Origin of the sequence: Paraburkholderia terrae (assembly GCF_002902925.1) — a bacterium.
GTDB classification, from domain to species: Bacteria; Pseudomonadota; Gammaproteobacteria; order Burkholderiales; family Burkholderiaceae; genus Paraburkholderia; species Paraburkholderia terrae.
In genome coordinates, this window is record NZ_CP026111.1 from 3,595,682 (window position 1) to 3,621,233 (window position 25,552).

27 protein-coding genes are annotated in these 25,552 nt (G+C 62.6%); 12 read left to right on the forward strand and 15 right to left on the reverse strand.

The genetic code is table 11. The features are described from left to right. Nucleotides 1-2 precede the first annotated feature (2 nt). Genes gspK through C2L65_RS16020 form a run of 4 tightly spaced genes read left to right on the forward strand, consistent with a single transcriptional unit; the run spans nt 3 to nt 3,807 of the window. Nucleotides 3-1,100, forward strand: coding sequence for a type II secretion system minor pseudopilin GspK (gene gspK / locus C2L65_RS16005; RefSeq protein WP_042305069.1), 1,098 nt, complete (start codon nt 3-5; stop codon nt 1,098-1,100). Between the two features lie 28 nt (nt 1,101-1,128). Continuing rightward, complete coding sequence (gene gspL, locus C2L65_RS16010) at nt 1,129-2,505, forward strand: type II secretion system protein GspL (protein WP_042305068.1); 1,377 nt, start codon at nt 1,129-1,131, stop codon at nt 2,503-2,505. Continuing rightward, on the forward strand, nt 2,502-3,005 hold the full coding sequence (locus C2L65_RS16015) for a type II secretion system protein M (protein WP_042305067.1): 504 nt from the start codon (nt 2,502-2,504) through the stop codon (nt 3,003-3,005). The genes gspL and C2L65_RS16015 overlap by 4 nt, the downstream gene beginning before the upstream one ends. Nucleotides 3,006-3,027: 22 nt before the next feature. Next, nucleotides 3,028-3,807 carry a type II secretion system protein N gene (locus C2L65_RS16020; protein ID WP_042305066.1) on the forward strand — a complete coding sequence of 260 codons (780 nt, stop codon included), beginning with the start codon at nt 3,028-3,030 and terminating at the stop codon, nt 3,805-3,807. A gap of 81 nt (nt 3,808-3,888) precedes the next feature. Here C2L65_RS16020 and C2L65_RS16025 read toward each other — a convergent pair whose 3' ends face one another. Then, nucleotides 3,889-5,481: an efflux transporter outer membrane subunit gene (locus C2L65_RS16025; RefSeq protein WP_042305163.1), complete on the reverse strand. Its 1,593-nt coding sequence runs from the start codon at nt 5,479-5,481 to the stop codon at nt 3,889-3,891. A gap of 286 nt (nt 5,482-5,767) precedes the next feature. Continuing rightward, nucleotides 5,768-6,133 carry a hypothetical protein gene (locus tag C2L65_RS16030; RefSeq protein WP_042305065.1) on the reverse strand — a complete coding sequence of 122 codons (366 nt, stop codon included), beginning with the start codon at nt 6,131-6,133 and terminating at the stop codon, nt 5,768-5,770. A 274-nt stretch (nt 6,134-6,407) separates the two neighbouring features. Here C2L65_RS16030 and C2L65_RS16035 point away from each other — a divergent pair, with 274 nt between their 5' ends. Together C2L65_RS16035 and C2L65_RS16040 are read left to right on the forward strand one after the other, a co-directional pair. After that, on the forward strand, nt 6,408-6,944 hold the full coding sequence (locus C2L65_RS16035; protein ID WP_042305064.1) for a MarR family winged helix-turn-helix transcriptional regulator: 537 nt from the start codon (nt 6,408-6,410) through the stop codon (nt 6,942-6,944). A 140-nt stretch (nt 6,945-7,084) separates the two neighbouring features. Then, nucleotides 7,085-8,698 (forward strand): DHA2 family efflux MFS transporter permease subunit, encoded by a 1,614-nt coding sequence (locus C2L65_RS16040; RefSeq protein ID WP_042305063.1) that lies wholly within the window; start codon nt 7,085-7,087, stop codon nt 8,696-8,698. A 52-nt stretch (nt 8,699-8,750) separates the two neighbouring features. Here the strand turns inward: C2L65_RS16040 and C2L65_RS16045 are convergent, their stop codons facing one another. The 5 genes from C2L65_RS16045 to ada all read right to left on the reverse strand — a co-directional run bounded on the left by C2L65_RS16045 (nt 8,751) and on the right by ada (nt 14,213). Further along, complete coding sequence (locus C2L65_RS16045) at nt 8,751-9,314, reverse strand: OmpA family protein (protein ID WP_233446465.1); 564 nt, start codon at nt 9,312-9,314, stop codon at nt 8,751-8,753. Between the two features lie 267 nt (nt 9,315-9,581). After that, nucleotides 9,582-10,070: a hypothetical protein gene (locus tag C2L65_RS16050; RefSeq protein ID WP_042305061.1), complete on the reverse strand. Its 489-nt coding sequence runs from the start codon at nt 10,068-10,070 to the stop codon at nt 9,582-9,584. Nucleotides 10,071-10,299: 229 nt separating this feature from the next. Beyond that, entirely contained in the window at nt 10,300-11,913 is a 1,614-nt protein-coding gene (gene gshA, locus C2L65_RS16055) for a glutamate--cysteine ligase (RefSeq protein WP_042305060.1), read from the reverse strand. A gap of 249 nt (nt 11,914-12,162) precedes the next feature. Then, nucleotides 12,163-13,086 (reverse strand): DNA-3-methyladenine glycosylase family protein, encoded by a 924-nt coding sequence (locus C2L65_RS16060; protein ID WP_042305059.1) that lies wholly within the window; start codon nt 13,084-13,086, stop codon nt 12,163-12,165. Next, nucleotides 13,083-14,213 (reverse strand): bifunctional DNA-binding transcriptional regulator/O6-methylguanine-DNA methyltransferase Ada, encoded by a 1,131-nt coding sequence (gene ada, locus C2L65_RS16065; protein ID WP_042305058.1) that lies wholly within the window; start codon nt 14,211-14,213, stop codon nt 13,083-13,085. The genes C2L65_RS16060 and ada overlap by 4 nt, the downstream gene beginning before the upstream one ends. Nucleotides 14,214-14,579: 366 nt before the next feature. Here ada and C2L65_RS16070 point away from each other — a divergent pair, with 366 nt between their 5' ends. After that, nucleotides 14,580-14,993 carry a VOC family protein gene (locus C2L65_RS16070; RefSeq protein WP_042305057.1) on the forward strand — a complete coding sequence of 138 codons (414 nt, stop codon included), beginning with the start codon at nt 14,580-14,582 and terminating at the stop codon, nt 14,991-14,993. Between the two features lie 46 nt (nt 14,994-15,039). Here the strand turns inward: C2L65_RS16070 and C2L65_RS16075 are convergent, their stop codons facing one another. Both C2L65_RS16075 and sap1 read right to left on the reverse strand, forming a co-directional pair. Next, nucleotides 15,040-15,618 (reverse strand): YaeQ family protein, encoded by a 579-nt coding sequence (locus tag C2L65_RS16075; protein WP_042305056.1) that lies wholly within the window; start codon nt 15,616-15,618, stop codon nt 15,040-15,042. A 518-nt stretch (nt 15,619-16,136) separates the two neighbouring features. Continuing rightward, nucleotides 16,137-16,478: a surface attachment protein Sap1 gene (gene sap1 / locus C2L65_RS16080; RefSeq protein ID WP_042305055.1), complete on the reverse strand. Its 342-nt coding sequence runs from the start codon at nt 16,476-16,478 to the stop codon at nt 16,137-16,139. 524 nt (nt 16,479-17,002) lie between these two features. Here sap1 and C2L65_RS16085 point away from each other — a divergent pair. The 4 genes from C2L65_RS16085 (at nt 17,003) to C2L65_RS16090 (ending at nt 18,710) form a co-directional block, all read left to right on the forward strand. Then, nucleotides 17,003-17,629 carry a LysE family translocator gene (locus C2L65_RS16085; protein ID WP_042305054.1) on the forward strand — a complete coding sequence of 209 codons (627 nt, stop codon included), beginning with the start codon at nt 17,003-17,005 and terminating at the stop codon, nt 17,627-17,629. A 148-nt stretch (nt 17,630-17,777) separates the two neighbouring features. Continuing rightward, on the forward strand, nt 17,778-17,945 hold the full coding sequence (locus C2L65_RS46150) for a hypothetical protein (RefSeq protein ID WP_028363935.1): 168 nt from the start codon (nt 17,778-17,780) through the stop codon (nt 17,943-17,945). A 36-nt stretch (nt 17,946-17,981) separates the two neighbouring features. Further along, complete coding sequence (locus C2L65_RS47060; RefSeq protein ID WP_255221861.1) at nt 17,982-18,113, forward strand: hypothetical protein; 132 nt, start codon at nt 17,982-17,984, stop codon at nt 18,111-18,113. A gap of 315 nt (nt 18,114-18,428) precedes the next feature. Then, nucleotides 18,429-18,710, forward strand: coding sequence for a hypothetical protein (locus tag C2L65_RS16090; protein WP_042305053.1), 282 nt, complete (start codon nt 18,429-18,431; stop codon nt 18,708-18,710). Nucleotides 18,711-18,942: 232 nt separating this feature from the next. Here the strand turns inward: C2L65_RS16090 and C2L65_RS16095 are convergent, their stop codons facing one another. Both C2L65_RS16095 and mnmE read right to left on the reverse strand, forming a co-directional pair. Then, entirely contained in the window at nt 18,943-20,124 is a 1,182-nt protein-coding gene (locus C2L65_RS16095; protein WP_042305052.1) for a tyrosine-type recombinase/integrase, read from the reverse strand. A 115-nt stretch (nt 20,125-20,239) separates the two neighbouring features. Beyond that, nucleotides 20,240-21,640 (reverse strand): tRNA uridine-5-carboxymethylaminomethyl(34) synthesis GTPase MnmE, encoded by a 1,401-nt coding sequence (mnmE, locus tag C2L65_RS16100; RefSeq protein ID WP_042305051.1) that lies wholly within the window; start codon nt 21,638-21,640, stop codon nt 20,240-20,242. A gap of 347 nt (nt 21,641-21,987) precedes the next feature. On the opposite strand from mnmE, the gene C2L65_RS16105 reads away from it, so the two are divergent. Continuing rightward, nucleotides 21,988-22,410, forward strand: coding sequence for a transcriptional regulator (locus C2L65_RS16105; protein ID WP_042305050.1), 423 nt, complete (start codon nt 21,988-21,990; stop codon nt 22,408-22,410). Between the two features lie 101 nt (nt 22,411-22,511). Here C2L65_RS16105 and yidC read toward each other — a convergent pair whose 3' ends face one another. The 4 genes from yidC to rpmH form a co-directional block, all read right to left on the reverse strand. Continuing rightward, nucleotides 22,512-24,164, reverse strand: coding sequence for a membrane protein insertase YidC (gene yidC / locus C2L65_RS16110; protein WP_042305049.1), 1,653 nt, complete (start codon nt 24,162-24,164; stop codon nt 22,512-22,514). Between the two features lie 30 nt (nt 24,165-24,194). Beyond that, a complete protein-coding gene (gene yidD, locus C2L65_RS16115) occupies nt 24,195-24,425 on the reverse strand; it encodes a membrane protein insertion efficiency factor YidD (RefSeq protein WP_007581797.1) in 231 nt (76 codons plus the stop codon). A gap of 73 nt (nt 24,426-24,498) precedes the next feature. Then, entirely contained in the window at nt 24,499-25,008 is a 510-nt protein-coding gene (gene rnpA, locus C2L65_RS16120; protein WP_427910144.1) for a ribonuclease P protein component, read from the reverse strand. A 26-nt stretch (nt 25,009-25,034) separates the two neighbouring features. Then, the gene (gene rpmH, locus C2L65_RS16125; protein WP_004198824.1) at nt 25,035-25,169 is read right to left on the reverse strand and encodes a 50S ribosomal protein L34; all 135 of its coding nucleotides are present in this window, start codon (nt 25,167-25,169) and stop codon (nt 25,035-25,037) included. Nucleotides 25,170-25,552 lie beyond the last annotated feature (383 nt).

The window sequence follows — 25,552 nt, forward strand, 5'->3', positions numbered from 1 at the left end:
TTTTGATCAAGCGCTTTCGCCCTGCCCGTTCGAAACCTGCGGCTCAACGCGGCGTTGCCATCATTAGCGCGCTGCTGGTGGTCGCGCTGTCTGCGATTCTTGTTTCCGGCATGCTCTGGCGGGAACAGGTGCAGATCCGACGCATCGAGAATCAACGGCTGCTGGCGCAGGCGCAGTGGGTGTCGCGCGGCGCGCTCGACTGGACGCGCCTCATTCTTCGTTCCGAAGGCGATACGTCGGCGGGAATCACCTATCTTGGCGGCGTCTGGGGCGTGCCGATTGCGCGCACGCGCCTGTCCGATTTTCTCGGGCAGATCGGCGAGGTGCGCGCACAGGAAGGCGGGGCGACCTATATCTCCGGTTCGATCGAAGATGCGCAGGCCAAATTCAATCTGCGCAACCTTGTTTCGACGGCAGTGCCGGGCGCGCTGACGCTGAACATTCAGCAGGTTCAGTCTTTCCAGCGTTTGTTGCAGCTGCTCGGCATCAACAGCCAACTGGCAAAGAACACGGCGCTGCAATTGCGTGCGGGACTGCGGCAATCGGCGACACGCTTCCAGACGGCGGCCAATCCCACCACTCTCGATCCCACCCAGATGCAAGGCGGCGCGACTGGCGGCGGCAATTACACCGATCAGCCCGGTCTGGAAGACGCCGATGAAAACGCGCCCGTCGCGCCGCTTCAGATGACGGGTGTCGACTCGCTGCTCGACGTGCCCGGCTTCACGCCGGAGATGATCGCGCGGCTGCGCCCGTTCGTGACCGTGCTGCCGACGACCACCCCCGTCAACATGAACACCGCGCCCGCCGAAGTGGTCGCGGCTGTCGTGCCGGGGATGAATCTGTCGAATGCGCAGGCGTTCGTCGCGCGGCGCGAGACGGTGTTCTTCCACAACGTCGGCGATGTGCAGCTCGCGTTGCGCGGCGCGGGCGTCCAGCAACTCGTGTTCGATCCGAATCAGCTCGACGTGAACACCAGCTACTTCCTGATCCACGGACGCGTCGAGCACGAGCGCGCCGAAGTCGATCGCACCACCCTCGTCTATCGTGACGCGCTGACGCATACGACGCGTATCGTATGGGGACGAGACCAACTATGAACAACGCAATTTCTCGAGAGAGTGGCCTTTGAGCACGCTGATCGTTCTTCTGCCGCCGCGTGATCCGGCGGTGCCGTCGCAGGAATGGCAACTGCCGGAGCTGCCGTTTCTGCTGCTCGACAAATCGGGGCGCACCCAGCGCGCCGGCCGCTCGGCCCCCGGCCTGCTGCCGCGCGCAAGCGCGACCGTGCTGATGCTCGCCGCGCGCGACTGCCTGATGCTCGCTACGGCCGTGCCGCCGCTGAAAGGACCGCGCTTGCGTCAGGCGCTGCCGAACGTCGTCGAAGATCAGCTGATCCAGGACGCGCAGACCACGCACATCGCGCTCGATCCGCAGCCGCTCGACGGCAATCGCCATGTGCTCGCGATCGTCGATCGCGGCTGGTTCCGTTATATCGTCGAGACGTTTGCGGCGGCGGGTCATCGCAATCTGAAGGCGGTGCCTGTTACGCGTTGTCTGCCGCAGCCCGTCGCCGCTGCGATGGCGGCTGAAGCGCGTGCGGAAGAAGCCGTTGCCGCTGGCGCCGATTCTGCGCTGTTGCACGTCGAGCCTGTCGTCGCGGGCCTCACGCCCGTCGTTGCGGCGGTGCTGGGCCACGTCGTGCCGTCGACGGCCGCCGTGCTCGGCGAAGGTGCCGTCGATGCCGCACCGCCGCGCGTCGAGCTTGCGCTCGTGCGCGGTCCGCTCGGCGAAGGGCTGGCCGTGCCGGAATCGGCCGTCGGCTCGACGGTGGCGGCGCTCGCGGGCCATGCGCCCGTCACGTTGTACACGCTCGTCGATTTGCCTGGTAGCGAGCCGCGCCTGGCGTCGGTGGCGCAATCGGGACGTCACACGCCGATCTCGGGCGCGCTACCGCTGTCGTTCGAAACGCTCGCGCGCAACGCGATTCAGTGCCGCTTCGATCTCGCGCAATTCGAGTTTGCCGTGCAGCCGTGGCGTCTCGATCGCGCGACGCTGCGCCGCCTGCGTTTGCCGCTGTGGCTGCTGGTGGGCACGGTGCTCGTCGCGATCATCGGCGCGAATGTGCAATGGCTGATGCTGTCGCGCCAGCGCGATGCGATCAGCACGCAGATGACCGAGCTCCTGCTCAACACCTTTCCGAAGACGACGGTCGTGCTCGACGCGCCTGATCAGATGGCGCGTCAGTTGCAGCAATTGCGCGTCGCGGCGGGTGAACTGTCGCCGGACGATTTCCTTTCCTTGTCGGATGGACTCGCGCGTTCGCTCGGGCCGATTCCCGTCAACGGCCTTGCCGCGTTGGACTACCACGACCGGCGCGTCGACGTGACGTTCAAACCCGAGGTCAAGGTCGATCCCGACTTCCAGCAACGCCTGACGCGCAATGGCCTGACGGGCGCGATCGACAGCAACACCGGCAAGTGGACGATCAGGAACGGACAATGAAAGCAGAACTGTTGAACACGTGGGCCGGATTCTGGGATGCCCGCACGCCGCGCGAAAAGGCGCTTTTGACATGGGGTGGCGCGGTGCTGGCCGTCGTCATCATCTGGTCGGTGCTGTGGGCGCCCGCGCAGGAAGGGCGCGCGCGGCTGCGCGAATCGATCCCGGGCCTGCAGCGCCAGCTTTCGCAGATGACCGCGCAGGCGAACGAGGCGCGCGCGCTGTCGGCGGCGGCGCAGGGTGTGGCGCCGACGGGCGGCGCGCTGAAAGATGCGCTGACGGCGTCGCTGAGCGACCACGGCCTCGCACCGACGCAGGTACAGGTGCTCGGCAACGCGGTGCAGATCCAGTTGAAGAACGCTTCGTTTCCCGCGTGGACCGAGTGGCTCGACGACGCGCGCAAGCAGTTCAAGGTGCAGGTGTCCGAGGCGCATGTCACGGGGTTGAAGCAGGACGGCCAGGTCGATCTGACGGCATCGCTGCAACCGGCAACGATCAAATGACGGCGCAGCCACGGGGTCCCGCATGAGTTTCTGGATGCGGCGATTGCGCGCCGCGCTGCCCTGGATCGCCGTCGCGCTGATCGCGAACGTCGTGGTGTTGCTCGTGATGGCGCCCGCCGCCTGGGTCACGCCGCAGTTCGCGAAGGCCACGCAAGGGCATGTCAATCTCGTCGAACCATCGGGTTCGCTGTGGCACGGCTCGGCGTCGCTGATGCTTGCCGCCGGGCCGGGCGCAGAAAGCGCGACGCTGCTGCCGGGGCGCATCGAATGGCGGACGTCGTTCTGGCCGCTGTTCACGGGTCGCGTACGGATGCAGATGCTGCAAAGCCAGGCGATGCCCGACCCCGTCACGGTCGATGCAACGCTGCGCAGCGCGACGCTGTCGGGCGGCACCATCGCCGTGCCTGCGGCGTTGCTCGCGGGCCTCGGTGCGCCGTTCAACACGCTCGATCTGCAAGGCGACGTGCGGCTGACGTGGACCGACTGGCGCAGCTTCAATCGCCAGGCATTCGGTCAGTTGATCGTGACGCTGAACGACATGAGCTCGCGCGTGTCGCGCGTGAAGCCGCTCGGGTCGTATCGCGTGGTGTTTCAGGCGCAGGGTGGATCGGGCACGCTCGATCTGTCGACGACGAAAGGGCCGCTGCTGCTGAACGGTCACGGCACGCTCAGCGAGGCCTCGACGTCGTTCATGGGCACGGCGAGCACGACACCCGACTCCGTCGACAATCTCGCCGGTCTTCTGAATCTGCTCGGACGCCCGACTGGACCCGGACAGGTCGCGCTGACGTTCGTCCACTGACCTTTTCGCTTCCTGCCCGCAGAAAACACAACGGCCGCCATGTTTGCGCATGGCGGCCGTTTGCGTTGGTGCGTTCGCCGTTTAGCCCGCTGAGGTGGACGTTTTTGCGACGGGCGCGGCAGGCGCGGACGCGGGCGCAGGCGCTGCGACATCGCCCGTTTCGCGATTCATCTGATCGACTTCCCAGCCGCCGCCGAGCGCCTTGACGAGACCGACCGACGACACCATCCGCTGCCCCGCGATGCTCGCCAGCTTCTGCTCGGCGGTGAACGCGGTGGTCTGCGCCGTCAGCACGTTCAGATAGTCGACGGTGCCCGATTTGTACTGGTTCGTGACAATCTCGAGCGCCTGCTGCGCGGACTGGACGGCCTGCTCTTGCACCGTGACTTCCTGCTCGAGGATGCGCAGCGAGGCAAGGTTGTCCTCGACGTCCTGGAACGCTGTCAGCACCGCCAGCCTGTAGGTGGCGACGTCCTGGTCGTAGGCGGCGCGCGCGGCGTCCGTCTGCGCCTTGCGGAGACCCGCGTCGAAGATGGTCTGGGCGAGCGAGGGCCCAAGCGTCCAGAAGCGCGACGGCATTTGCAGCAGCTGCGAGAACACCGAACTTTCGAAGCCGCCGCTGGCCGACAGCGTCAGCGTTGGGAAGAACGCCGAAATCGCGACGCCGATCTGCTCGTTCGCCGCCGCTGCCTTGCGCTCGGCCGATGCGATATCCGGGCGGCGTTCGAGCAGCGCCGACGGCAGTTGCGCGGGCGTGGCGGGCGGCACGGCATCGAGCGGCGCGGGCGGCAGCGAGAACGCGGAAGCCGGTTCGCCGACCAGCACGGCGATCGCGTGCTCGTTTTGCGCGCGCGCAACGCCGTTGTCGATGGCGGCAGCCTGCGCCGATTGCAGCTGCGTTTGCGCCTGAATCACATCCGAGCGGGCGGCGACGCCCTGCGCGTAGCGGTTCTGCGTGAGCGTCAGCGAGCGCTGATAGGCGGCGACGGTATCGTCGAGCAGCTTTTGCTGCGCGTCGAGCGAACGGATGTTGAAGTAGGTTTGCGCGAGCGTTGCCTGCGCGGACAGGCGCGCGTTCGCCAGATCGGCGGCGGCGGCCTGCTGGCCCGCCTGCTGGCTCGCGACGGTGCGGCTCACCTTGCCCCAGAGGTCAGGTTCCCAGGTGGCGTCGAGCGACAGGCTGTAGCTGTTGCTGATCGTGCCCGAACTGCTGAGCGACGACGTAGTGCCGCCGCCTCCGCCCGTTACCGAGCCACTGAAGCTGCGGCTCGGCGTGCGCGAGCGCGACGCGCTCGCCCCTGCGCTGATCACCGGGAAGTACGCCGCGCGGGCCTCGCCAACCAGCGCGCGCGCCTGCCGGTAGGCGGCGGCGAACTGCGCGACGGTCTGGTTCGACGCGTTGAGCTTGTCTTCGAGCGCGCTCAGCTGCGGATCGTTGTAGATGACCCACCACGCGCCGCGGTCTTGCTGGTCGGCGGGCTGCGCGACTTTCCAGCCGTCGGCGGCTTCCTTGTACGAGGCCGGAATGTCGACCGACGGCCGCTTGTAATCAGGACCGACGGCGCAGCCGGCCAGCGCGAACGCCAGCGCGGCGCAAACGGCGATGTGCAGGACGCGTTGCCCCGCGACGTTCGCGACCGAGGCGCGTGCGCGCGAAGTTCGATCAAACTGCATGCAAATGAATTCCTGTCGATTCGGAAGGCGCCATGCGCCGAGGCGAAATGCGGAGCGGCTCCCCGCGCGATGGACGGCGCGCGCTCGCGATGGCTCGAATGGTAGCGCACGCATTGCCCGGCAATGAAATCGAAAGAGTAATGCCGCCCGCGCCCCGTGTGTGTTACCGACGGTGAGGCGACAGTTACGCGCTGTTACGGCGCTATTTGCGTGAGTGCAGGCTGCAGGCTGGAAAAGCAAAGGCCGCCCTACGGCGGCCTTTATCCCGGAGCGATGCGCGAGACGCTTAGACGCGCGGATCGGCGGTGGTTTGCCGCGCCTGCTTGCCCGCGGCGGCACGGCACGGCGGCGCATCGGGGCGCGCCTGGCAAACCGTGGCTGCGGGAGCGATCGACTGATGATTGGCCGTCGAGCGGGCCTTGAGCGGGGAAGCGAGCAACGTAGCCGGCTTGGCGGCCCGCGTTTTAGCGCTACGGGTGCGCCGGTGTTCGAACCACGCGAAAAGCAGCACCCCGATCGATCCGCCAGGAAGGACGAAGATCACCGCGTACAGAGCCACTTTCCACCAGCGGTTGGCTCCTTGAAATGTTTGCAGCGCAGAATCGGTCAGTGAGCGGCTCAAGCCGCCGAGGGTGTTTTTCAGGTACAGCATCGCGGGAATCCTCTGTGCGCCGGTAAAAGAAGGCGCACGCAAGTGCGGTCAGAACATGGTCTCCGATGGACGCGGGTCGCGTAACTCGTTGCCTGTAATAATATTGACCATGCAATCAATTTTCAAGATACTGTGCATTGCAACATGGTCTTTCGTTGTTTTTCGGCTGTGTCTTGACGCGGTTAGTGCGCACGATTGACTTCACTGCCTGGGCAGATACAATCCGGGACATTCGCGTTTGTCACGCCAGCAGGCAGCTTCCAAAAGAGCATTCATGACCGACGGTCCCTACCAGCCGGAGTCGATTCATCTCGAATCGAGCCTCGGTTATTACCTGACCAAAGCGCGGAACGTGCTGGTCGAGCGCACGGATCGCGCGGTTGCGCATCTCGGGCTGACGACCCAGCAGATCGGCGTGATCCTGCTGCTTTCGTGCGGCCGCGCGACGACGCCATTCGAACTGTCGCGAGCCATGTCATACGACAGCGGATCGATGACGCGGATGCTCGATCGCCTTGAAAAGAAAGGGCTGGTCGCGCGGTCGCGTAGCGACAAGGACCGGCGCATCGTGAAGCTTGGCCTGACGCCGCAAGGTCAGCACGCGGCATCGCAGTTGCCGGAGATTGGCGCGGACGTGCTCAATGAACAGCTACGCGGTTTTTCGGGCGAGGACCTCGCGACGCTGATCGATCTATTGAGTCGCTTCATTGCAAACGGGATCAATGGCGGAAACGGCGCTGTCGGATGCGAGACGGCCAGTGCGTCCGGCAAAGAAAAAAGCGGGTCGTCCGTTTCTACCGACGATCGCTAGGCAGCCGCGCTTCGGCGCGGTTTTGTTTTATCGATTTATCTGTCTGGGCAGAGAGTGTCGGGACATGAAAGCCAGGCGTCGAGCTTGGGGCTTTTTCATGTCGCGTCAAGTTTTCTCACGTGACAAGGAGAACACGCCAAATGGCCGCATTGCCTTCGGCTTCCGATTCCACCGGTTCAACAACGGCTGACCTGCCGCAGCACGGCGGCGCAGCGTCCACCCGCCCCGCCGCCCCTGCTCCGCTCACGGGAGGAAGGCTCGCGCTGCTAACCGTCGGACTTGCGCTCGGTACGTTCATGGAAGTGCTCGACACGTCGATCGCGAACGTCGCCGTGCCGACCATCTCGGGCAGCCTCGGCGTCGCGACCAGCGAAGGCACGTGGGTGATCTCGTCGTATTCCGTGGCATCGGCGATCGCTGTGCCGTTGACGGGCTGGCTCGCGCGGCGGGTCGGCGAAGTCCGGCTGTTCACGCTGTCGGTGCTGCTCTTTACCATCGCGTCCGCGGCTTGCGGCTTCGCGCACAATTTCGAGTCGCTGATTGCGTTCCGTCTGCTTCAGGGGCTGGTTTCCGGTCCTATGGTGCCGCTTTCGCAGACCATTCTGATGCGCTCCTACCCGCTCGAGAAACGCGGCCTCGCGCTCGGCCTATGGGCAATGACCGTGATCGTCGCGCCGATTTTCGGTCCCGTGATGGGCGGCTGGATCACCGACAACTACACCTGGCCGTGGATCTTCTACATCAATCTGCCGATCGGCCTCTTCTCAGCGGCGTGCGCATACTTTCTGCTGCGCGGACGCGAAACGCAGACGTCGAAACAGCGCATCGACGGCATCGGCCTTGGACTGCTGGTGATCGGCGTGTCGTGCCTGCAGATGATGCTCGACCTCGGCAAGGACCGCGACTGGTTCAGTTCGACGTTCATCGTCGCGCTCGCGATCATTGCGGTGACGTCGCTCGCGTTCATGATCGTGTGGGAGATGACGGAGAAAGAACCCATCGTCGACCTGTCGCTCTTCAAAGACCGCAACTTCGCACTGGGTGCGCTGATCATCTCGTTCGGCTTTATGGCGTTCTTCGGGTCCGTTGTGATTTTTCCGCTCTGGCTGCAGACGGTCATGGGCTACACGGCGGGAAAAGCGGGGCTCGCGACCGCGCCCGTCGGACTGCTCGCGCTCGTGCTATCGCCGATGATCGGGCGCAACATGCACCGGCTCAATTTGCGGATCGTCGCGAGCTTCGCGTTCGTGGTGTTCGCGATCGTGTCGTTGTGGAACTCGACCTTCACGCTCGATGCACCGTTCAATCAGTTGATTCTCCCGCGTCTCGTGCAGGGCATCGGCGTGGCCTGCTTCTTCGTGCCAATGACGACGATAACGCTGTCCAGCATTTCCGATGAACGGTTGGCAAGCGCATCGGGGTTATCGAACTTTCTGCGCACGCTGTCAGGCGCAATCGGCACGGCGATCAGCACGACGTATTGGGAAAACGACGCGATCTATCACCACGCGGTGTTGTCGGAATCGGTGAGCGCCTATTCGGCCAATACGACGTCTTATAGCGATCTGCTGACGACGCTGGGTTTCAAGGGGCAGGCGGTGACGGCGCAACTGAACGAGATCGTCACGCAACAGGGCTACATGATGGCGACCAACGATTTCTTCCGCATCTCGTGTGCGGGCTTCGTGGTGCTTGCGTGTCTCGTGTGGGTGACGAAGCCCAAAAAGGGCGCGGCGGCGTCAATGGGACATTGACGCCGCCGCGGGATTGGGAGCGCTGCGGCTCCCGATGCTTCGACAAGAGAGATTACTTGCCGTCGACCTGGATCTCGACGCGGCGGTTTTTCGCGCGGCCGATAGCCGTCGTGTTCGGCGCGACGGGCGATGCGCTACCGTAGCCTTCCACATCCCACTTCGAAGCACGCAGGCCAGCCGTTGCCAGATAGCTTTGTACCGAACGCGCACGTGCTGCCGACAGACGGTTGTTCAGTTCGGCCGAACCCGTCGAATCGGTATAGCCGGCGATCGTCATACGTTCGATATCAACACCCTGGTTGGCCGCGACGAAATCATCGAGCTTCGCCGTGGCAACGGGCGTCAGCGTTGCGCTGCCGACAGCGAACGTTGCGTCGCCTTGCAACGTGATCTTGCGCTGCGGTGCGTGGCGGACAGGAGCGGGCGCCACAGCGGGAACCGGGACAGGCGCTACGACGACAGGCGCCGGCTGGGCAGGTTGCTCGACAACGGGCGTCGCGCACTGGAACGTGATTTCATTCGGATTGTTTTCCGACTTGAGATCCGACGTGATGTGATCGACCGACGAAATTCGCATAGCCGGCTTGTCGCCGCAGATGCGCTTTACTTCGGCCATGCAAGTCTTGGAGCTTTCAAGCAAACCGAGACATTGGACGCGATACGCCTGGGTACCGTTGGCCAAAGTCACGACATCGGTGCTGTGGGCGGGCCCGGAATAGGAGGTGCATCCCGCGATGCCGACGACGCAAGCGATCGCCGTCAAGATACGAAAGAACATGAGACTTCTCGCAGAAGAAATTAGAGTTACGAGACGATAGGGGCTGCGGGTCTCTACTCCAATCGGAGAAGTCTTAATCAAAAATTTGCTTCGATTTGATTCGTCCTACTGTGAAACGGGTTCGCCCGTCGGCGACGAGACCGATTGACCACTCGATCCACCCGATTGTCCGGATGAGATTGGCGTCGCCACATTCGCGGCGCCGCCGCGCACGAACTGCTTGAAGTCGGCACCCGCTTCCCACGGATTCGGCTTGCATCCGAGCGAGCTGTCGCAATGCGCTGCAAAACCGATCGTCGACGTGCCGTCGTTGTTCGGTGTCTTCGTGATTTCGAATGAGAGATCGCGCTTGCCGCCGTCCGGCCCCGCTGTCTGGATCAGCGTATCGGTCGCGGTGGCGACCTCGTAACGGGAATGCGTCGTGACCCACGTGCGCGCGCGCTGCCACCACGCGTCGCATTGACTCTTGCTGTCGCAGGTCAGCGGCGCGGTCGCGATCTGCATCACGTCGGGATCGACCTGCCCTCGCGTCGAGCAGCCGGCGGCTGACACGCAAACCGCGACCCAAAGCGCGGCTATCAGACCTTTGTTCATAACCCGGATTCCTCCCTCGCACACGTCGGAGCGGCGAAGCGTTGCGTTATACAGGGTTGGACCGCGACGTTGCCGACACGTTTCATACCGCGCGCATGAAGTCAGAGCGACGTCCGGGCACCGCGAGATCTGTTGCAGCAATTTCCGTCCCCGGCTTGCGCACCATGAAAAAGGGCAGCACGCAGCTGCCCTCATCAAATGCGAGTCGCGTACGCGACGGCGTACCAGACTAAACGCTGAAGCGGTTCAACGTATAAGCGCGATACGCGGCAACGAACGCGTCGAATGAACCGACTTCCTCGCGCTCCAGCTTGGCCTGTTCGGCGAGCGATCGTGTCGCGAGCGCAGCGAACTCCTGCGTTTGCGCTTCGTCCAGCGGACGCGCGCGGAAATGCTCCGCGTGCGCGACGCTCTGCGCAAGACCGAAATCGAGGAAGCTCTGCTGCTTGTCACGCATGATCTGCAGCACGCGGGCCGACGGCGTCAACGACGCGTCCGCGAGCTTCGCGCGTTGCGTCGCGACGGCGCGCGCGTGGCTGTCGTCGCCGCGAATCGAATCGAGCGCAGCGGCTGCGTGGTCGATTTTCGCGAGCAATTCATTGGCCCAGTCGAGCATCTTGACGGGTTGTCCGTCGCGCACCAGTTCGAGGCCGGGCTTGCGCCCTTCCATCGTCACGCGGCCGAAGTTCTGATTTGCTTCCGTATAGGCCGGCGGCGGCAGCGGCGCGCTGTCGTCGAGTGCGCACACGAGCAGATAGGCGTCGAGAAAACGCGCGGCTTCGAGCGAAATACCCGTCGGTTCGAACGGATCGATATCCATGCAGCGCACTTCGACGTACTGGACACCGCGCGCCCCAAGCGCATGCAACGGACGCTCGCCCGGATACGTGACGCGCTTCGGGCGGATCGTCGAGTAGAACTCGTTTTCGATCTGCAACACGTTCGTGTTGATCTGCACCCATTCGCCGTCGCGCTGCGTGCCGATTGCCTCGTACTGCGGATACGGCTGGCTAACGGCTTTCGCGAGCGCGTCGAGGTAGCCAGGCAGCGTGTCGTAGTCGGCGTGCAGCGCGGCTTGCGCCGTCGTATTCGAATAACCGAGATCGCTCATGCGCAGGCTCGTTGCGTACGGGCGATACAGCGTGTCGGCGTCGAACGTTTCGAGCGTATTCGCGCGGCCGCGCAGAAAGCGCCGGTCGAGCGCTGGCGATGCGCCGAACAGATACATCAGCAGCCAGCTCGTGCGGCGGAAATTACGGATCAGCGCGAGATAGCGGTCCGACTGGAAATCGACGGCATTGGCTGTGGATTTCTGGTCGGCATGCAGCAGCCGCCACACTTCTTCGTTCAACGAATAGTTGTAGTGGATGCCCGCGATACATTGCATCGTGCGTCCGTAGCGCAGCGCGAGTCCGACGCGGTAGACGTACTTCAGCTTGCCGATGTTCGACGTGCCATAGTCCGCGATCGGAATTTCGTCGTCTTCGGGCAGAACACCGGGCATCGAGTTGTTCCACAGCACCTCGTCGCCGATGGCCGAATAAACAAAGCGATGCAGCGTGTCGAGACACTCGAGCGTGGTCGCCGCGTCGTGCTCGGCGGACGTGATCAGTTCGAGCAGCGCTTCCGAATAGTCCGTGGTCAGCGAAGGATGGGTGAGCGCCGAGCCGAGCGCGCGTGGATGCGGGGTCATCGCGAGATGGCCGTCGGATATGACGCGCAGGCTCTCCTTTTCGATGCCGCGCAAGCCGGTCGTCAGCGCGTCACGCTGCGGGCCGGATGTCAGCACGGACAGGCGGTGCAGCAGCGCGTCGGTCGTGCGGGAGGATGTCGTGTTTGGCATTGATGCGGGTCGAACAGGGTCGGCCGCCGTGCGCCGCACGGTGCTGCTCGGCGCGGTCGACCATGTTCGGCGGAATTTTCAGTAGCGGGCACTTTAACATCTCGCCAGAACGGCTGCTTGGCGTTGCCTCAGGCCGCTCCCGCGCCGTTTGCAGGCGGGCTTCGGGCGCCTGCTGCGCGTCTTCTCACTGTACGCCGCGCAGGGCCGCGAAGTCGATCGACGACGTTCGCCGATATGTGCGGAAGGCCGCTAGCCGCCGCGTGCGGCGCCTGCCCGATCGGCGACTTCATTCCACAGATGCATCGCCGCGTAGGCCCGCCACGGCCGCCACGCGTCGGTGCGCGCGCGCTGCTGGTTGGGACGCACGAGCGCCGGATCGCGCGCTGCGATCGCCTGCATCAGCACGAGGTCCCACGCGGGCCACGCGTCGGCGTCCCGCCAGGCGCGCATCGCGACGTATTCGACCGTCCATGGACCGATTCCGGGCAGCGCGAGCAACGACGCGCGCAACTGGGCAAGATCGAAGGACGCGCTGCCGATGCTGTCGATCGGCACGTCTCCGTCCGCCACGGCGCGCGCAAAGCTTTGCAACGCGGCGATGCGCTTGCCGGGCATGCCAATCTGCGCAAGATCGACGGCGGCGAGCGCGGCGGGCGTCGGGAAACGCCACGCGGTGCTCTCGTGCGGATGGCCGTCGATGCGCTCGCCGGCGCGCTGCACGATCCGTCCGATGATCGTCGTCGCGGCCTTCACGCTGACCTGCTGGCCAACGATGGCCCTCACGACGAGCTCGAACCCGGACCACGCGCCGGGTACGCGCAGGCCGGGCGTTGCGGCGACCAGAGGTGCGAGCCACGGATCGCCGGCGAGGCTCGCGCCGATCGCCTTCGGATCCGCGTGCAGATCGAACATGCGCGCGATCGGCGCGGCAAGCCCGTCCGCGTGACGGCTCGCGGCGCCGTCGATGGTCGCGACGATGCAATGCCTGCGGGCATGCTTGCGGACGGCGAGCGTGCCGCTGTCGCCGTTCCAGCCGATCGAGCGACGCCATACGCCGTCTTCGACGGCTTCGACGCCCGGCGTCGCGCGTCCTCCGAAGAAGCGGAGGACGCGCGGCCAGTCATAGGGAGCTTTGAACGGGAGTTCGAGTGTGGCGGTCGGCGTGGGGCTCAAGCGGCGTGGTCCATGTCGGCGGTGGGATGAGTGGCGTCGGCGGCATCGCGGGATTCGCGGTGTGTCTCGGTATCGAGCAGCACGGCCTTGCGCGCGACACCCCAGCGATAGCCCGCCAGCGCGCCGTCCTTGTGCACAACGCGGTGGCAAGGTATCGCGAGCGCGACAGGGTTCGATCCGCATGCATTGGCGACGGCCCGCACTGCGCGCGGCGAACCGACCGCTTCGGCGATTTGCGAATAGCTGCGCGTCTCACCGTACGGAATGCGGCGCAGCGCTTCCCACACGCGCTGCTGGAACGCCGTGGCGGCGATATCGAGCGGCAGATCGAAACGCTGACGCTTGCCGCGCAGATAACCGTCGATTTGCTCGATGAAAGGCGTGAGCCGTTTCGGATCGTCGATCAGTTCCGCGCTCGCGAATTCGTTGCGCAGATCATCGACGAGCAACGCGTCGTCGTCGCCGAAGGCGATCTTGCAGATGCCCTTGTCGGTCGTCGCGACCAGCACGAGGCCGAGCGAAGTCTGCGCGCTCGCGTAGCGGACCCGCAGCCCCGCGCCTTTGCGCCGATATTCGGACGGCGCCATGCCCAGCTCTGCGGCCGCCGTATCGTACATCCGGGACGGCGAGCCGAAGCCTGCGTCGACGGTGGCGCGGGTCACGTCCGCGCCCCGTTGCAGCGCGTCGCGCAATGCCGCGCCGCGCTGGGCCGCCTGATATTGCCGCGGCGACACGCCGACTACACGCTTGAAAAGCCGCTGCAGGTGAAACGGGCTGACATGCACTGCGTCGCTCAGTTGCGCGAGCGTGAGGCGTTGCTGCGGGTCGGCGTCGAGCGCGGCGCAGGCGCGGTTCACGATTTCTAGTTCGCGCGGCAGGCCGCCAGGCTGGCAACGTTTGCATTCTCGATAGCCCGCGGCGCGCGCTTCGTCGGTTGAAGCGAAGAAATCGACATTCTCGCGACGCGGCAGGCGTGAGGCGCACGACGGACGGCAGAACACACCCGTCGTCCGGACGCCGTAGAAGAAGGCGCCGTCGGCGGACATGTCGCGTTTCAGGACGGCTGTCCAGCGCTCGTCGTCGTTGGCGAACGTGGCGGGCGTTGCTTGGGAGATGGCTGTGTTCATCGTTTGCCCCGGGGGACGGTTTTGATGCTTACCACTTTAGCGGGCAGGTTCTCACAGTACGCTCCGCTTCTTGCTGTGTCATTTGGGCCGCACTGCGAGGAGATTTTTCCCAAATATCGGGAGAATCTGCCCCTTAAAAAAGTTGGGGTTTTCCCTTAAAAAGTTATTGCGTCGCATCAAGTCGGCGTGTATAGTGATTCTTGTCTCCTCCATGTCTCCTCCTGATATGGATTCAGCCCGCTCCAATCGAGCGGGCTTTTTTTTGCCTCATCGTTTTGTTCTCTCGGCTGACCGGCCGCCATCTTCGCGCGCAATTCCTTCTACACTGGGCTCTTCACCGGAACCTCAGAGACGGGACGCCGCGCCATGAAATTCCAGATTCTCGATATCGATCACGTCGTCATCCGCGCTGCTAACCTCGACGCGATGACGCGCTTTTATCAGGACGTGCTCGGCTGCACGGTAGACAGGGAACAACTCGAAATCGGACTGATCCAGTTGCGCGCGGGACGCTCGTTGATCGATCTGTTGCAGGTTGGCGGAAAGATCGACCGGCCGGAAAGCGGTGCGCCCGGCGCGGGGCGAAACATGGATCACGTTTGCCTGCGCGTCGAACCCTTCGACGCCGACGCGCTGAAGACATGGTTCGCCGCGCATGACGTGCGCATCGGCGAAGAAGCGCAACGTTACGGTGCGGATGGTTATGGACCGTCGCTGTATCTGTTCGATCCGGAGGGCAATATGGTCGAACTCAAAGGCCCACCGGCTGGTAAGCCATAATTGCCAGGCTTATTTTTTGGTACACAGAGCGTGCAATCACCACCGGTCAGCGGCCACCGTGCGCCGCGGGACGCGCGTTCGCTGGAGCCTTGAGCACCGTCCATTCCACGGGAACGGCGTCGGCGGTTTCGCTGCCTAGCCACGCCGCGTGATCCTGAACCGTGCATTGCAGGCGCATCGTCCGTTCGGCCAACGCGGCCAGCGCCGGCGCGACGTTTTCACCGAGCGTCCAGACGGTCACGTTGCGCAGGCGTTCGACCTTGCTGCGCACGCCTTGCCACCAGATGTCCGAAGTCCGGCCGCCGTACGCGATCACGATCACTTGATTTGCGCGCCCGCTCGCTTTTGCGATGCGGCGTTCGTCCGGCTGACCGACGTCGATCCACGTGTCGATCGCGCCTGTCAGATCCTTGGCCCACAGATCGGGTTCGTCGATGTCCGACAGGCCCTTGCAGAATTCCAGGCGCTCTTGCGCGAACAGCGCGAAAGCGGCGACGCGGACCATCATCCGCTCGTTCGTTTCCGACGGGTGCAGCGCGATCGTCAGCGAATGGTCCGCGTAGTAGTGCCGGTCCATGTCGGCGATCTGGAGATCAGCCTTATAGATTGTCGATTTCAGAGCCATGCTACAACCTGGTCCCGCGAATGCGGACCGGAGAGTGAATAGAGAGTCGGCGTACCTTGCCATGATCGTCCCCTGCCTTGCAGCGGTGGCGCCTCGGTCGCGCGTCTCGCCGATGAAACACATTTGCCGGATCGCTGCGACGTCGGGTCGTAAAGCCCTGTCGCATCAACCTTCCTGCTTTCGCTTGCCTTGAAAGCAGCAACATATGTGCCGAGTCCGCGCGATCGAGCCATCGCGCGCTTTTCGCGTCTGGCTGCAAGGTGGGACCGTGATGATACCGAATATGCGGGCGCGGCATGACAGCCTGATGAGGCCGCCGGGCGCGGGTGATGAGCGGATGGAATCAATGGACAGGTTTCGCGCAACCGATCCGCGCGCTAGCGTCGGACCAAAGGTCAGCTGAAAAACGACGATGGCCAGGTTAAAACCTGGCCATGCCGAAACGCGAAAGAAAAGCTTTCGTTGGAATGTTTGTATTCACCCGACATTTTCTGTCGGGTGCAATCCGACTTAAATGCTTATTGCTTGATGAATCGGTCGTTAGTCCAAAGACCTTGCGTATCGCTATTGCCGGCATTGACGAATTCGACGTCATGTCCAACCACGCGGACTACGCGGAAATCCGAATGCTCCGGCGTGGAAATGCACTGAAAACCGGAGAAGAACTCCTGCATTTGCTGTTGCTCGCCGGCCTGCGCGTGTTGCGTGACGGCGTCGAGTTTGTCCTTCGACAGGCAGCCATATGAATTCGCCTTGAACTGCACCGTTTGCTGGGGCTTGATCACGACGTCCTGCGCCTGCGCGCCTGCAGCTGCCAATAGACCCGTCAGCGCGAAAAGAATGGCGACTCGCTTGTTCATGGTTACCTCCTTGCGGGGTACGTCTCAGGTTAGCTATGTGTTTAACTGCCGAAAAACAAGCACATCTGTCAATCTAGAAGAAACGTTTTGAACGGCAAGCACATTTTGTGTGCGCTCGCAACAGCGGCTAAATGTCGCACTGCGTTGGAGTGCGAATTGATGCTGCCCTAATGACGTAATACCGCGGTTATTAGACGGATTGCGAATTGCGATTGGAGGCGCGAAGGCACAGTGGATAATCTTTTGCGGACAGGATCAGCGTTTACGCTTAAAGGGCTTTTAAACGGTTTGCGATGAATGGCTAAGCGATTGATGCGTTGCACACAAAGTCATTCGCGCGACTCATGAAAAACCGTCGCGAACTGAAGCGAACGCAGAATAAAAAAGATGCCTGAGGGCGATGCGCTCTGTGTTCCTGAACAAGCTCAAACGGGCGCTTGCATGAACGCCGCATTCGTGGATAAATCGATCGGTCCAAAAACACGAACGGGAGCGAAGCGCCGGCCCGGTCCCAGGAGACTTTTATGACACTTGCACACTGGCTTCCCTTTGCCATCGCCTCCGCGATCCTCGTCGCGATTCCCGGACCTACCGTGCTGCTTGTAATTTCTTATGCGCTCGGCCACGGCCGTCGATTTGCCATGGTGACGACCGCGGGCGTCGCGCTCGGCGACCTCACGTCGATGACGGCGTCGATGCTCGGGCTTGGCGTGATCCTCGCCGCGTCCGCGACGCTGTTCACTGCCCTCAAGTGGCTCGGCGCAGCGTATCTGATCTATCTCGGCATCAAGCTGTGGCGTGCTCCCGTGTCGACGGCCGACGCGCCCTCCACAGGCGAGACCCGCCCGAGCCGGATCTTCGCGCACGCCTATGCGGTGACGGCACTCAATCCGAAAAGCATCGTGTTCTTCGTGGCATTCGTGCCGCAGTTCATCGATACGCAAGTCGCCACGTGGTCGCAGATTGCGATTTTCGAAGCCACCTTCGTCGCGCTCGGGACCTTGAATGCGTTGGGATATGCCGTGCTTGCTTCAGCCGCGCGGCGCGCGATCCGCAGTCCGCGCGTGCAGCGCGGGGTCAACTGCACAGGAGGCACGCTGCTGATCGGCGCGGGACTTCTGGCCGCGGCGTGGAAGAAGTCGACAGCGTAAGCGCATTCTGATCGGCAGAACGCGACGCATCGGGCGCGCTACTTGCGTCACTCGAATCGCGCACATGGTGTGCGCGGTGGATCACACGCAGTGACTTGCAACACGCCTACAATGAAATTGTCGCTGTTCCATCGATCAGGAGGTTACTGTGATCGAGCATCTGATTCTGGGCGCGTTTCTGATCGTGCCGCTACTCATCGTCGCGTTTCTGTTTTCCGACGAACTCTGGCAGGAACATCGCCAGGCCTTGCACGATGACGACCATCACAGGCGGATGGACTGGCGGCATCCGATTCGCAGCCTGCTGCATCATTAGGCGGGTTGAGAGTATCGGGAGCGAACGGAGGCTAATGTGCTGGCCTTCTCTTTCTCGTGGACGGAGTACTGGCTGTTCATGTCGGCGCTGATTGTGGTCAGCGTCACGTTGACCTCGCTTTGCGGTTCGGTGCCGCGCGCGCCCGAGCCGCCGGAGGATGACGCTTAGCTCTTTTGCGCGCTCTCCTTTGTATTCCTCGCTTGAGTTTCCTGTTTCGCGCAGCGCGTCGCCTTGCGGATGCGCGCCATCTCACTCGCCCTTATGCGTCACGTCGTCAAACTGACGCCCAAACATCATTCTGTTCCCCCGATTGTCATGCGACGGGCATGCGTACGCTTTAGGCCATGCGATGTCGTTAGTTTGTGGCCCGACATCGCCGGGATACCTATTTGTTTGCATAGGTAGTGACTGGCTGAAATCCGGCTAAAGTTAATCATCAGATGTAAAAAACTTTGGCCTTGTCGAGACGTCACGGGGGACGACATGAACCGATTGATCGATCAGGAAATCGCGCACATTTCGCGCGTCATGTGGCCATCGCTGCTTGGGGACATGGGCGGCACGATTCTTACTTCGGAGTACTGGCGCATGAGGTTGCACGCGCTGCTCGATGCTCCTTCTCTCACTAAAATTCAACTGTGCGCGCTCGACAGTCTGTTGCTCCGGCTCGATCACTACGACCGGCACGGCTCAGATGTCTACTCGGCGCCTGTCGCCGAGGTATTCGTTGAGCATGATGTTGAGCAGGTAGCTTTGCACGGGTGATGTTTCGGTGGGACGGATTCTGGTGCGTAACCGTAGTTTTATCGCGCGAAGATATTCGCGACAAGGGATGCTGGCACATTGAGCGAGCCGTGTGTACCTTAAAATGTATCTTGGGCCGCACGTGCCGTGCCGAATCGGCTGGAAACCTCGTTTAATAGGGATACTTCGTTTGCAGGCGCGCCTGTACGCGCAAGCGATCCGGCACTGTGTACCAATAAATCGGTCTTTAAGATCAGCGTATCCCCATCGGCGAATTGGCTTGCTCTCCAACCTGCGCGTCGACGTAATCGGCCCAGAGCTGCATCTCACGCACAGTGACCGTGTCCTCGGCTTCTGCAAACGCATCCTTGCCATCTGCCGATTGCAACAAATCGCGCAGATGACTCAACCCAGTGCGGCGGAAATCGTGGAGTACGAAATGTTCGCCCTCCAGTCGGAGCGTTTTGGCCGCCTGATTCAGCGTGCCCTTTGCAATCGGTCGATCTTCGCTGCCTCGCGTCGACGGGAAGACATAGTTGCGACTGCTTCTGATGCCGCGTAACTCGCGCAACATCGCCAGCGACTGACTTGACAGATAGACACGGCGCTCGCGCCCATTGCTCGCACGCGTGGCGGGAATCGCCCAGACACCTGCGTCGAGATCGAATTCGCGCCACGCCGCTTCGATCAACTCGGATTTATTGACCATCGTGAGCACGAGTAGATGGAGCGCGAGTTTCAGAGGCCGCCGAATGCTCGACGTATAGATCGTACGCAGCAACGTGCCGATTTCGCTTCCCGTCAGCACGCGCGAGCGGCCGTCCTGCGTCGCGATCGTGCGCGCGGGGATGGCATCGGCGGGATTGATGCTCGCGAGTTGCCGCGCGATCAGAAACGCGAACAGCCGCCTTGCGACATTGCGCGTATGGAGCGCCATCTGCGGTGCGCCCCGACTCTTGATTGCGTCGCAGATCGACTGGATATCCTCCGTCGTGACCTGCGCGATGGGTTTGTGCCCGATCGCGGGCAGGATGTCCTTGTCGAGCGCGCGCTGCGTCGTGCGTCGGTACTCGTCGGACTTGCGGGCCATCGCCGACGTCACGTAGAGTTCAGCGCCGTCGCGCAGCACATCGACGCGTTTTTCGGCGCCCCGGTCCTGTCTGGCTATGGACACGGGCGACAAGCCCTGCCCGACGATTTCCGCATACTTCTGCGCCCTGGCTCGAGCGACGCGCAATGACATCAGCTGATAGTCGCCGATCGTGACCATCGGTTGTCGACGCCCATTGAGCGTATAGCGGAAGCGCCAGACCTTCTTTCCGGTCGGCATGACTTCGAGGATGAGACCGTTGCCGTCGGCGACGCTGTAGCGCGTGGCGCGCGGCTGCAAGGTGCGGATGTGAGATTCGCTGAGTGGCGTCGCGAGTTTTGGCATGCTTGCGGGTTCGGTACACAGGGTGCGTCAAATGCAGAGTGTACAGGGTTGTGTACCGAAAGCCAGCTTCGATAGAAGCGCAGAAAGGCCATGTATATGGCCCATCGGTAAATGCCTACTTGCCGATACAAAACCTGCTGAAAATTACACCAAGTAGGTCGTCGGAAGTGAATTCACCGGTGATCGAATTGAGTTGATCCTGAGCCAGTCGCAATTCTTCAGCGAACAGATCCAGAGCTTGCGCATTCTGATCAGCGTGTTCTGCGGCGAGTCCCAAATGTTCTTGCGCGGCACGAAGCGCAATCAGATGCCGCTCGCGCGCCAGATAGACAGTTTCCGCGCCGGCTTGCCAACCCGCGATGCGCAGTAGTTCGCCCCGCAGCAAGTCGATCCCGTCGCCCCTTTTTGCGGACAGGCGAACTTCGCACGAATCGCCCTCGTCCGCGCCATTCAAGCTGGTAACGCCCGGTGCGATTCCCGTCAGATCGGTCTTGTTCAGCACACGCACGACGGGCACACCATGAGGAAAACGCGCGGCGATCGAATCGTCGTCGGCGGTCATGCCCGAGCGGGCGTCGAGCAGATGTAGCACGACATCGGCGCGCTGGATCTCCCCCCAGGTCCGCTCGATACCGATCTTCTCAACCTCGTCCTCCGTCTCACGCAGCCCCGCCGTGTCGATCACATGCAGGGGGATGCCTTCGATCTGTATCGTCTGCGCGACCTTGTCGCGGGTCGTGCCGGCAATCGGCGTGACGATTGCGAGTTCCGCGCCCGCGAGCGCGTTCAGCAGCGACGATTTGCCGACGTTCGGCTGCCCGGCTAGCACGACGGACAAGCCCTCGCGCAGCAGCGCGCCCTGCCGGGCTTCGCTCAGCACTAATGCGAGACGCTCGCGTATGCGAGCAAGCTTGCCGCGTGCGTCGGCGGCTTCGAGGAAATCGATTTCTTCTTCGGGGAAATCGAGCGTCGCCTCGACGAGCATCCGCAACGTGATCACCTCTTCGACCAAAGCATGGATATCGCGCGAAAACGCGCCTTCCAGCGAGCGCCCAGCCGAGCGCGCGGCCGCTTCCGTGCTGGCTTCGATCAGATCGGCGACCGCCTCGGCCTGCGCGAGATCGAGCTTGTCGTTGAGAAACGCGCGACGCGTGAACTCGCCCGGTTCCGCAAGTCGCAGACCGAACGCGCGTCCGGCATCGATGCAGCGCTGCAGAACCAGCTGGAGCACGATCGGGCCGCCGTGCCCCTGCAACTCGAGCACATGCTCGCCGGTGTAGGAATGCGGAGCCGGAAAATACAGCGCGATGCCGCGATCGAGCGCGTTTCCGCCGCCGTCAAGAAACGGGACGTAGCTCGCGTGGCGCGGTGTCAGCGGTTGCCCGGTGAGCGCCTGCATCATCGGCTGCGCTGCCGCTTCGCCGGCGCGCCCGAACGAAATCCGCACCACACCTATCCCGCCGCGGCCGGGCGCGGTGGCAATGGCGACGATCGGATCGGAATCGGTTGCGAGCATGTCGGAAGCGGCAGAGAGGAGTAAGAAAGCAGCACACTGGCGGTGCGCTGAACGCCTGGCATTGTAACGCGGGCCTTTCGGGTGTTAGCGCGGGGACCTCGTCGTCGCTGGTGAACGAGATGTTTCAGATTTAGCCTAGTTAAGCTAAGAGATTCCGACGACTACAAATAGAGGAATTCGGACTCTTCGTGTAGTCTAAGCCCTACAAATAAACGTTAAGCGGACTCCAGAGTATTTTGGAGAACGCTTCCGATGGGTTGCTGTAACGAGATAGGCAAATCTCAGACACGCGAAATGTAGCGTGTACAGTTGTCTACCTGCGATGCGACGGACTGCACAATCTGCCGATGCCAACCGTCGAAGAAAAAGCGGCTTTTGCCGAGCGACTCAAATTCGCGATGAGACGCGCCCCGGAAAGACTCAAGGGCGGGACCGATCTCGCATTGCACTTCAATCTACGCCATCGCGGCGATCAACCCGTGTCACCGCAAACGGTGCATAAGTGGCTGAGCGGCCGCACGATCCCCACTGACGACAAGTTGCGCACGCTCGCGGCATGGCTCGAAGTGGATGTCCACTGGCTTCATTACGGGCCTTCGCCCGGAGGATCGACCCGGAATGTTCCGAAGCCATTGGCGCGTGGTGAGAAATATCCGCTTTCGCCCGAGACGCTCGAGCTGGCGTCGAAAATCGAATCATTGACACCGCATCATCGTTATCTGGTTCAGGAATTGATCTCGCAGTTTTACGGCGACGCTGATAACGCTTAAAAAGTTGCAGACGTAAAAAAACCGCCCGGCTGAAACCGGGCGGTTTTTTTTACGTCTACTTCGGATCGGATCGGAGGGTTATCCGTCCGATCCGAGCACTATCAGGCGGCCTTTCTCTTTTGCCCCATCATGCGCGTGATGTAGTACTGCTGCGCGATCGACAGCACGTTGTTCACGACGTAGTACAGCACGAGACCCGCCGGGAAGAAGAAGAACATGACCGAGAACGCGATCGGCATGAACATCATCATCTTGGCCTGGACGGGGTCCGGCGGCGTCGGGTTGAGCTTCGTCTGAATAAACATCGAGACGGCCATCAGCACCGGCAGGATGAAGTACGGATCTTGTTGCGACAGATCGTGAATCCAGAGAATCCACGGCGCGCCGCGCATTTCCACCGATGACAGCAGCACCCAGTAGAGCGAGATAAACACCGGAATCTGAATCACGACGGGCAGACAGCCGCCGAACGGATTCACTTTCTCAGTCTTGTACAGCTCCATCAGAGCCGCGTTCATCTTCTGCGGATCGCCCTTGAAGCGCTCGCGCAGCGCTTGCATACGCGGCGTGATTTCCTTCATGCGGGCCATCGACTTGTAGCTCGCAGCCGACAGCGGGAAGAACACCGCCTTGATCAGCAGCGTCAGCAGCACGATTGCCCAGCCCCAGTTGCCGACGTAGCTGTGGATCTTCTCGAGCAGCCAGAACAGCGGCTTCGCGATGATCGTCACCCAGCCGTAGTCCTTCACCAGTTCCAGACCCGGCGCGATGCCTTCGAGCATGCGCTCTTCTTCCGGACCGGCGAACAGACGTGCATTCACGTCGACCGTCTTACCTGGCTCGATCGTCTGCAGCGGCTGCTTGACGCCCACGCGATACAGCGACGGATCGATCTTCTCGACGTAGATATCACGCTTGACGCCTTGCTGGGGAATCCACGCCGACGCGAAATAGTGCTGCACCATCGCGACCCAGCCATTGTCGGCGGAGGTTGCGTAGTCTTCCTTGTTCTTGTCGATGTCGCCGAACGTCAGCTTCTGGAAGTGATGCTGCTCCGTGTACACAGCCGGCCCGATGAACGTGTGCGAGAAGCGCGGCGTTTCGACAGGCTGGCTGTCGCGCACGAGTTCCATGTACGCGGTCGGCTTGACGGGCGTCGTGCCGACGTTCTGGATCTTCGTGTCGACGTCGATCACATAGCTGCCGCGCGTGAACGTGTAGGTCTTCACGACCTTCAGGCCGCCCTTTTCCGGCGACTCGAACGACAGCTTCAGCGTGTTGCCCGTCATGTCGGTCGCCTGACCGGCAACGGGCGTGAACACATCGGTGTGGTTCGGGAAGTCGCCGCCGAGCAGGCCCGTGCGCGCGAGATACGTGTGATCGGCCGTGTGGTCGAACAGCGTGATCACCTGATCGGGCTGCTTGCCCTCGCCCGGCTTGACCAGCGTGAGCTTGGACAGCGTGCCGCCGCGCGTGTCGATCTGGCCGCGGTAGACGTCAGTGCTGAAGGAAACCAGCTGGGCCTGCTGCGTAGCGGGTGCCGTCGAGCCGGGCGCCGCGGCGCTCGTCTGCGGCAAATCGGCTGGTTGGCTTCCCGCCGCCGCCGAACCCGGCGCAGCAGGAGCTGCCGTCTTGGTCTGCGTCGCGCTCGGGAAGAACATCGACGGGCGTCCATGGTCGCGCTGCCAGTTGTCGAACAGCATGACAGCTGACATGAAGAAGATGACCCATAGGACGGTGCGTTTGATATCCATGCGTTGTCTCAGTGTCGATGGCACAGCGCGTCAGCGCTTCTTAGGAGTTGGAGGCGGGACAAGATCGATGCCGCCCGCCGAAAACGGGTGACAGCGGCACAGGCGCCTGGCGGCGAGGTAAGTACCACGCGCGGCGCCATGATACTGGATTGCTTCGCGCGCGTAATCCGAACAGGAGGGATAAAAACGGCACCGATTGCCGAGCATGGGACTCACGGCAATCTTGTAGAAACGCAGCAAGGCGAATAATACCGTTTGCATGACTAGTGCGGCCCAACCGCGCCGCCCGATAAGAAGCGCCGCAAAACAGCCGCGCATGTGGACTGCGCGGGTCTCATGGCGCGGCTGGCGGCGTGTCGGCCGCCTGTCCTGCCGATGCTGCCGGCGCTTCGCGACGGGCGATTTCGCGCGCCGCCTTGTCGAGCAGCACATCGATTTCGCCACGGCACAGCGCTTTCAACGGCGGCGACGATCCGCTGGGCATCGCCTTCCTGTCGAATTTGGCGTGCAGGCGCAGCAACACGTCCCAACCGCCGAACTCCGCGCGACGCAAGCGAAACGCTTCGCGCGCGAGGCGCTTCACCAGATTGCGCGTGACCGCGCGCGGCGCAAACTTCTTGCCGATCACGAGGCCGAGCCGCGCTGCGTTGCCCGTGGGCCGCGCGTACACGACGAAGTGAGCCGTTCGGCGCCACGGGCGCAAACGAAAAACGGATGAAAATTCATCCGTTTTTAGCAGCCTTGCGGCTTTGGGAAAGGCTGCGGACGCCTGCACCGGAACGACGTTCTGATGCGGCGCGTCTGCCGTTCCCGCAGCGTCACGGGTGTCGGACACAGCGCGCACTCGGCTTGACCGCGTATCAGCCTGCCTTAGATGGCGAGGCGTTTGCGGCCCTTCGCGCGGCGTGCGTTGATGACTTTGCGGCCACCAGCGGTCTTCATGCGAACGCGGAAGCCATGGGTGCGCTTACGGCGCGTCACGGAAGGTTGGTAGGTACGTTTCATGTTGCTCTCACTTGTTGAGAAATAACCGCGCGAGCATCGCTGAAAGTGCAATGGCCGGAGGTTCGAAAATTGGTTTTCGCGGAACCCGCTATTTAAACCGGTTTTCTCTGAGTCGTCAATAGTTTAGGGCGATGATCCACAGGCGGCGATTGCCGGCGGTGTTTGATCGGGCCCTGTGGATAACTCACTTTACGTATCGTTTTGGCGGTAGAATCTCGCCTTACTTCCCAAAAATCACGCACGCCGCCCCGGCCCGCTTGACCCCGCAAACCCTTGTGGCACAAGCGTCTGGGGCTTTTCCGCCTGGCTGCTTCGGGCCTCGTCGCGTATCTCGCGATCAGAGCGCCGGCGGGACGCGTCGCAAACATAACGATAGCAACTTG

Bases quoted from the DNA above. Each gene is read 5' to 3' on its own strand.
- C2L65_RS16015 (WP_042305067.1), top strand. From the start codon at position 2,502: ATGAAAGCAGAACTGTTGAACACGTGGGCCGGATTCTGGGATGCCCGC.
- C2L65_RS16020 (WP_042305066.1), top strand. From the start codon at position 3,028: ATGAGTTTCTGGATGCGGCGATTGCGCGCCGCGCTGCCCTGGATCGCC.
- C2L65_RS16025 (WP_042305163.1), bottom strand. From the start codon at position 5,481: ATGCAGTTTGATCGAACTTCGCGCGCACGCGCCTCGGTCGCGAACGTC.
- C2L65_RS16030 (WP_042305065.1), bottom strand. From the start codon at position 6,133: ATGCTGTACCTGAAAAACACCCTCGGCGGCTTGAGCCGCTCACTGACC.
- C2L65_RS16035 (WP_042305064.1), top strand. From the start codon at position 6,408: ATGACCGACGGTCCCTACCAGCCGGAGTCGATTCATCTCGAATCGAGC.
- C2L65_RS16040 (WP_042305063.1), top strand. From the start codon at position 7,085: ATGGCCGCATTGCCTTCGGCTTCCGATTCCACCGGTTCAACAACGGCT.
- C2L65_RS16045 (WP_233446465.1), bottom strand. From the start codon at position 9,314: ATGGCCGAAGTAAAGCGCATCTGCGGCGACAAGCCGGCTATGCGAATT.
- C2L65_RS16050 (WP_042305061.1), bottom strand. From the start codon at position 10,070: ATGAACAAAGGTCTGATAGCCGCGCTTTGGGTCGCGGTTTGCGTGTCA.
- gshA (WP_042305060.1), bottom strand. From the start codon at position 11,913: ATGCCAAACACGACATCCTCCCGCACGACCGACGCGCTGCTGCACCGC.
- ada (WP_042305058.1), bottom strand. From the start codon at position 14,213: ATGAACACAGCCATCTCCCAAGCAACGCCCGCCACGTTCGCCAACGAC.
- C2L65_RS16070 (WP_042305057.1), top strand. From the start codon at position 14,580: ATGAAATTCCAGATTCTCGATATCGATCACGTCGTCATCCGCGCTGCT.
- C2L65_RS16075 (WP_042305056.1), bottom strand. From the start codon at position 15,618: ATGGCTCTGAAATCGACAATCTATAAGGCTGATCTCCAGATCGCCGAC.
- sap1 (WP_042305055.1), bottom strand. From the start codon at position 16,478: ATGAACAAGCGAGTCGCCATTCTTTTCGCGCTGACGGGTCTATTGGCA.
- C2L65_RS16085 (WP_042305054.1), top strand. From the start codon at position 17,003: ATGACACTTGCACACTGGCTTCCCTTTGCCATCGCCTCCGCGATCCTC.
- C2L65_RS16090 (WP_042305053.1), top strand. From the start codon at position 18,429: ATGAACCGATTGATCGATCAGGAAATCGCGCACATTTCGCGCGTCATG.
- C2L65_RS16095 (WP_042305052.1), bottom strand. From the start codon at position 20,124: ATGCCAAAACTCGCGACGCCACTCAGCGAATCTCACATCCGCACCTTG.
- mnmE (WP_042305051.1), bottom strand. From the start codon at position 21,640: ATGCTCGCAACCGATTCCGATCCGATCGTCGCCATTGCCACCGCGCCC.
- C2L65_RS16105 (WP_042305050.1), top strand. From the start codon at position 21,988: ATGCCAACCGTCGAAGAAAAAGCGGCTTTTGCCGAGCGACTCAAATTC.
- yidC (WP_042305049.1), bottom strand. From the start codon at position 24,164: ATGGATATCAAACGCACCGTCCTATGGGTCATCTTCTTCATGTCAGCT.
- yidD (WP_007581797.1), bottom strand. From the start codon at position 24,425: ATGCAAACGGTATTATTCGCCTTGCTGCGTTTCTACAAGATTGCCGTG.
- rpmH (WP_004198824.1), bottom strand. From the start codon at position 25,169: ATGAAACGTACCTACCAACCTTCCGTGACGCGCCGTAAGCGCACCCAT.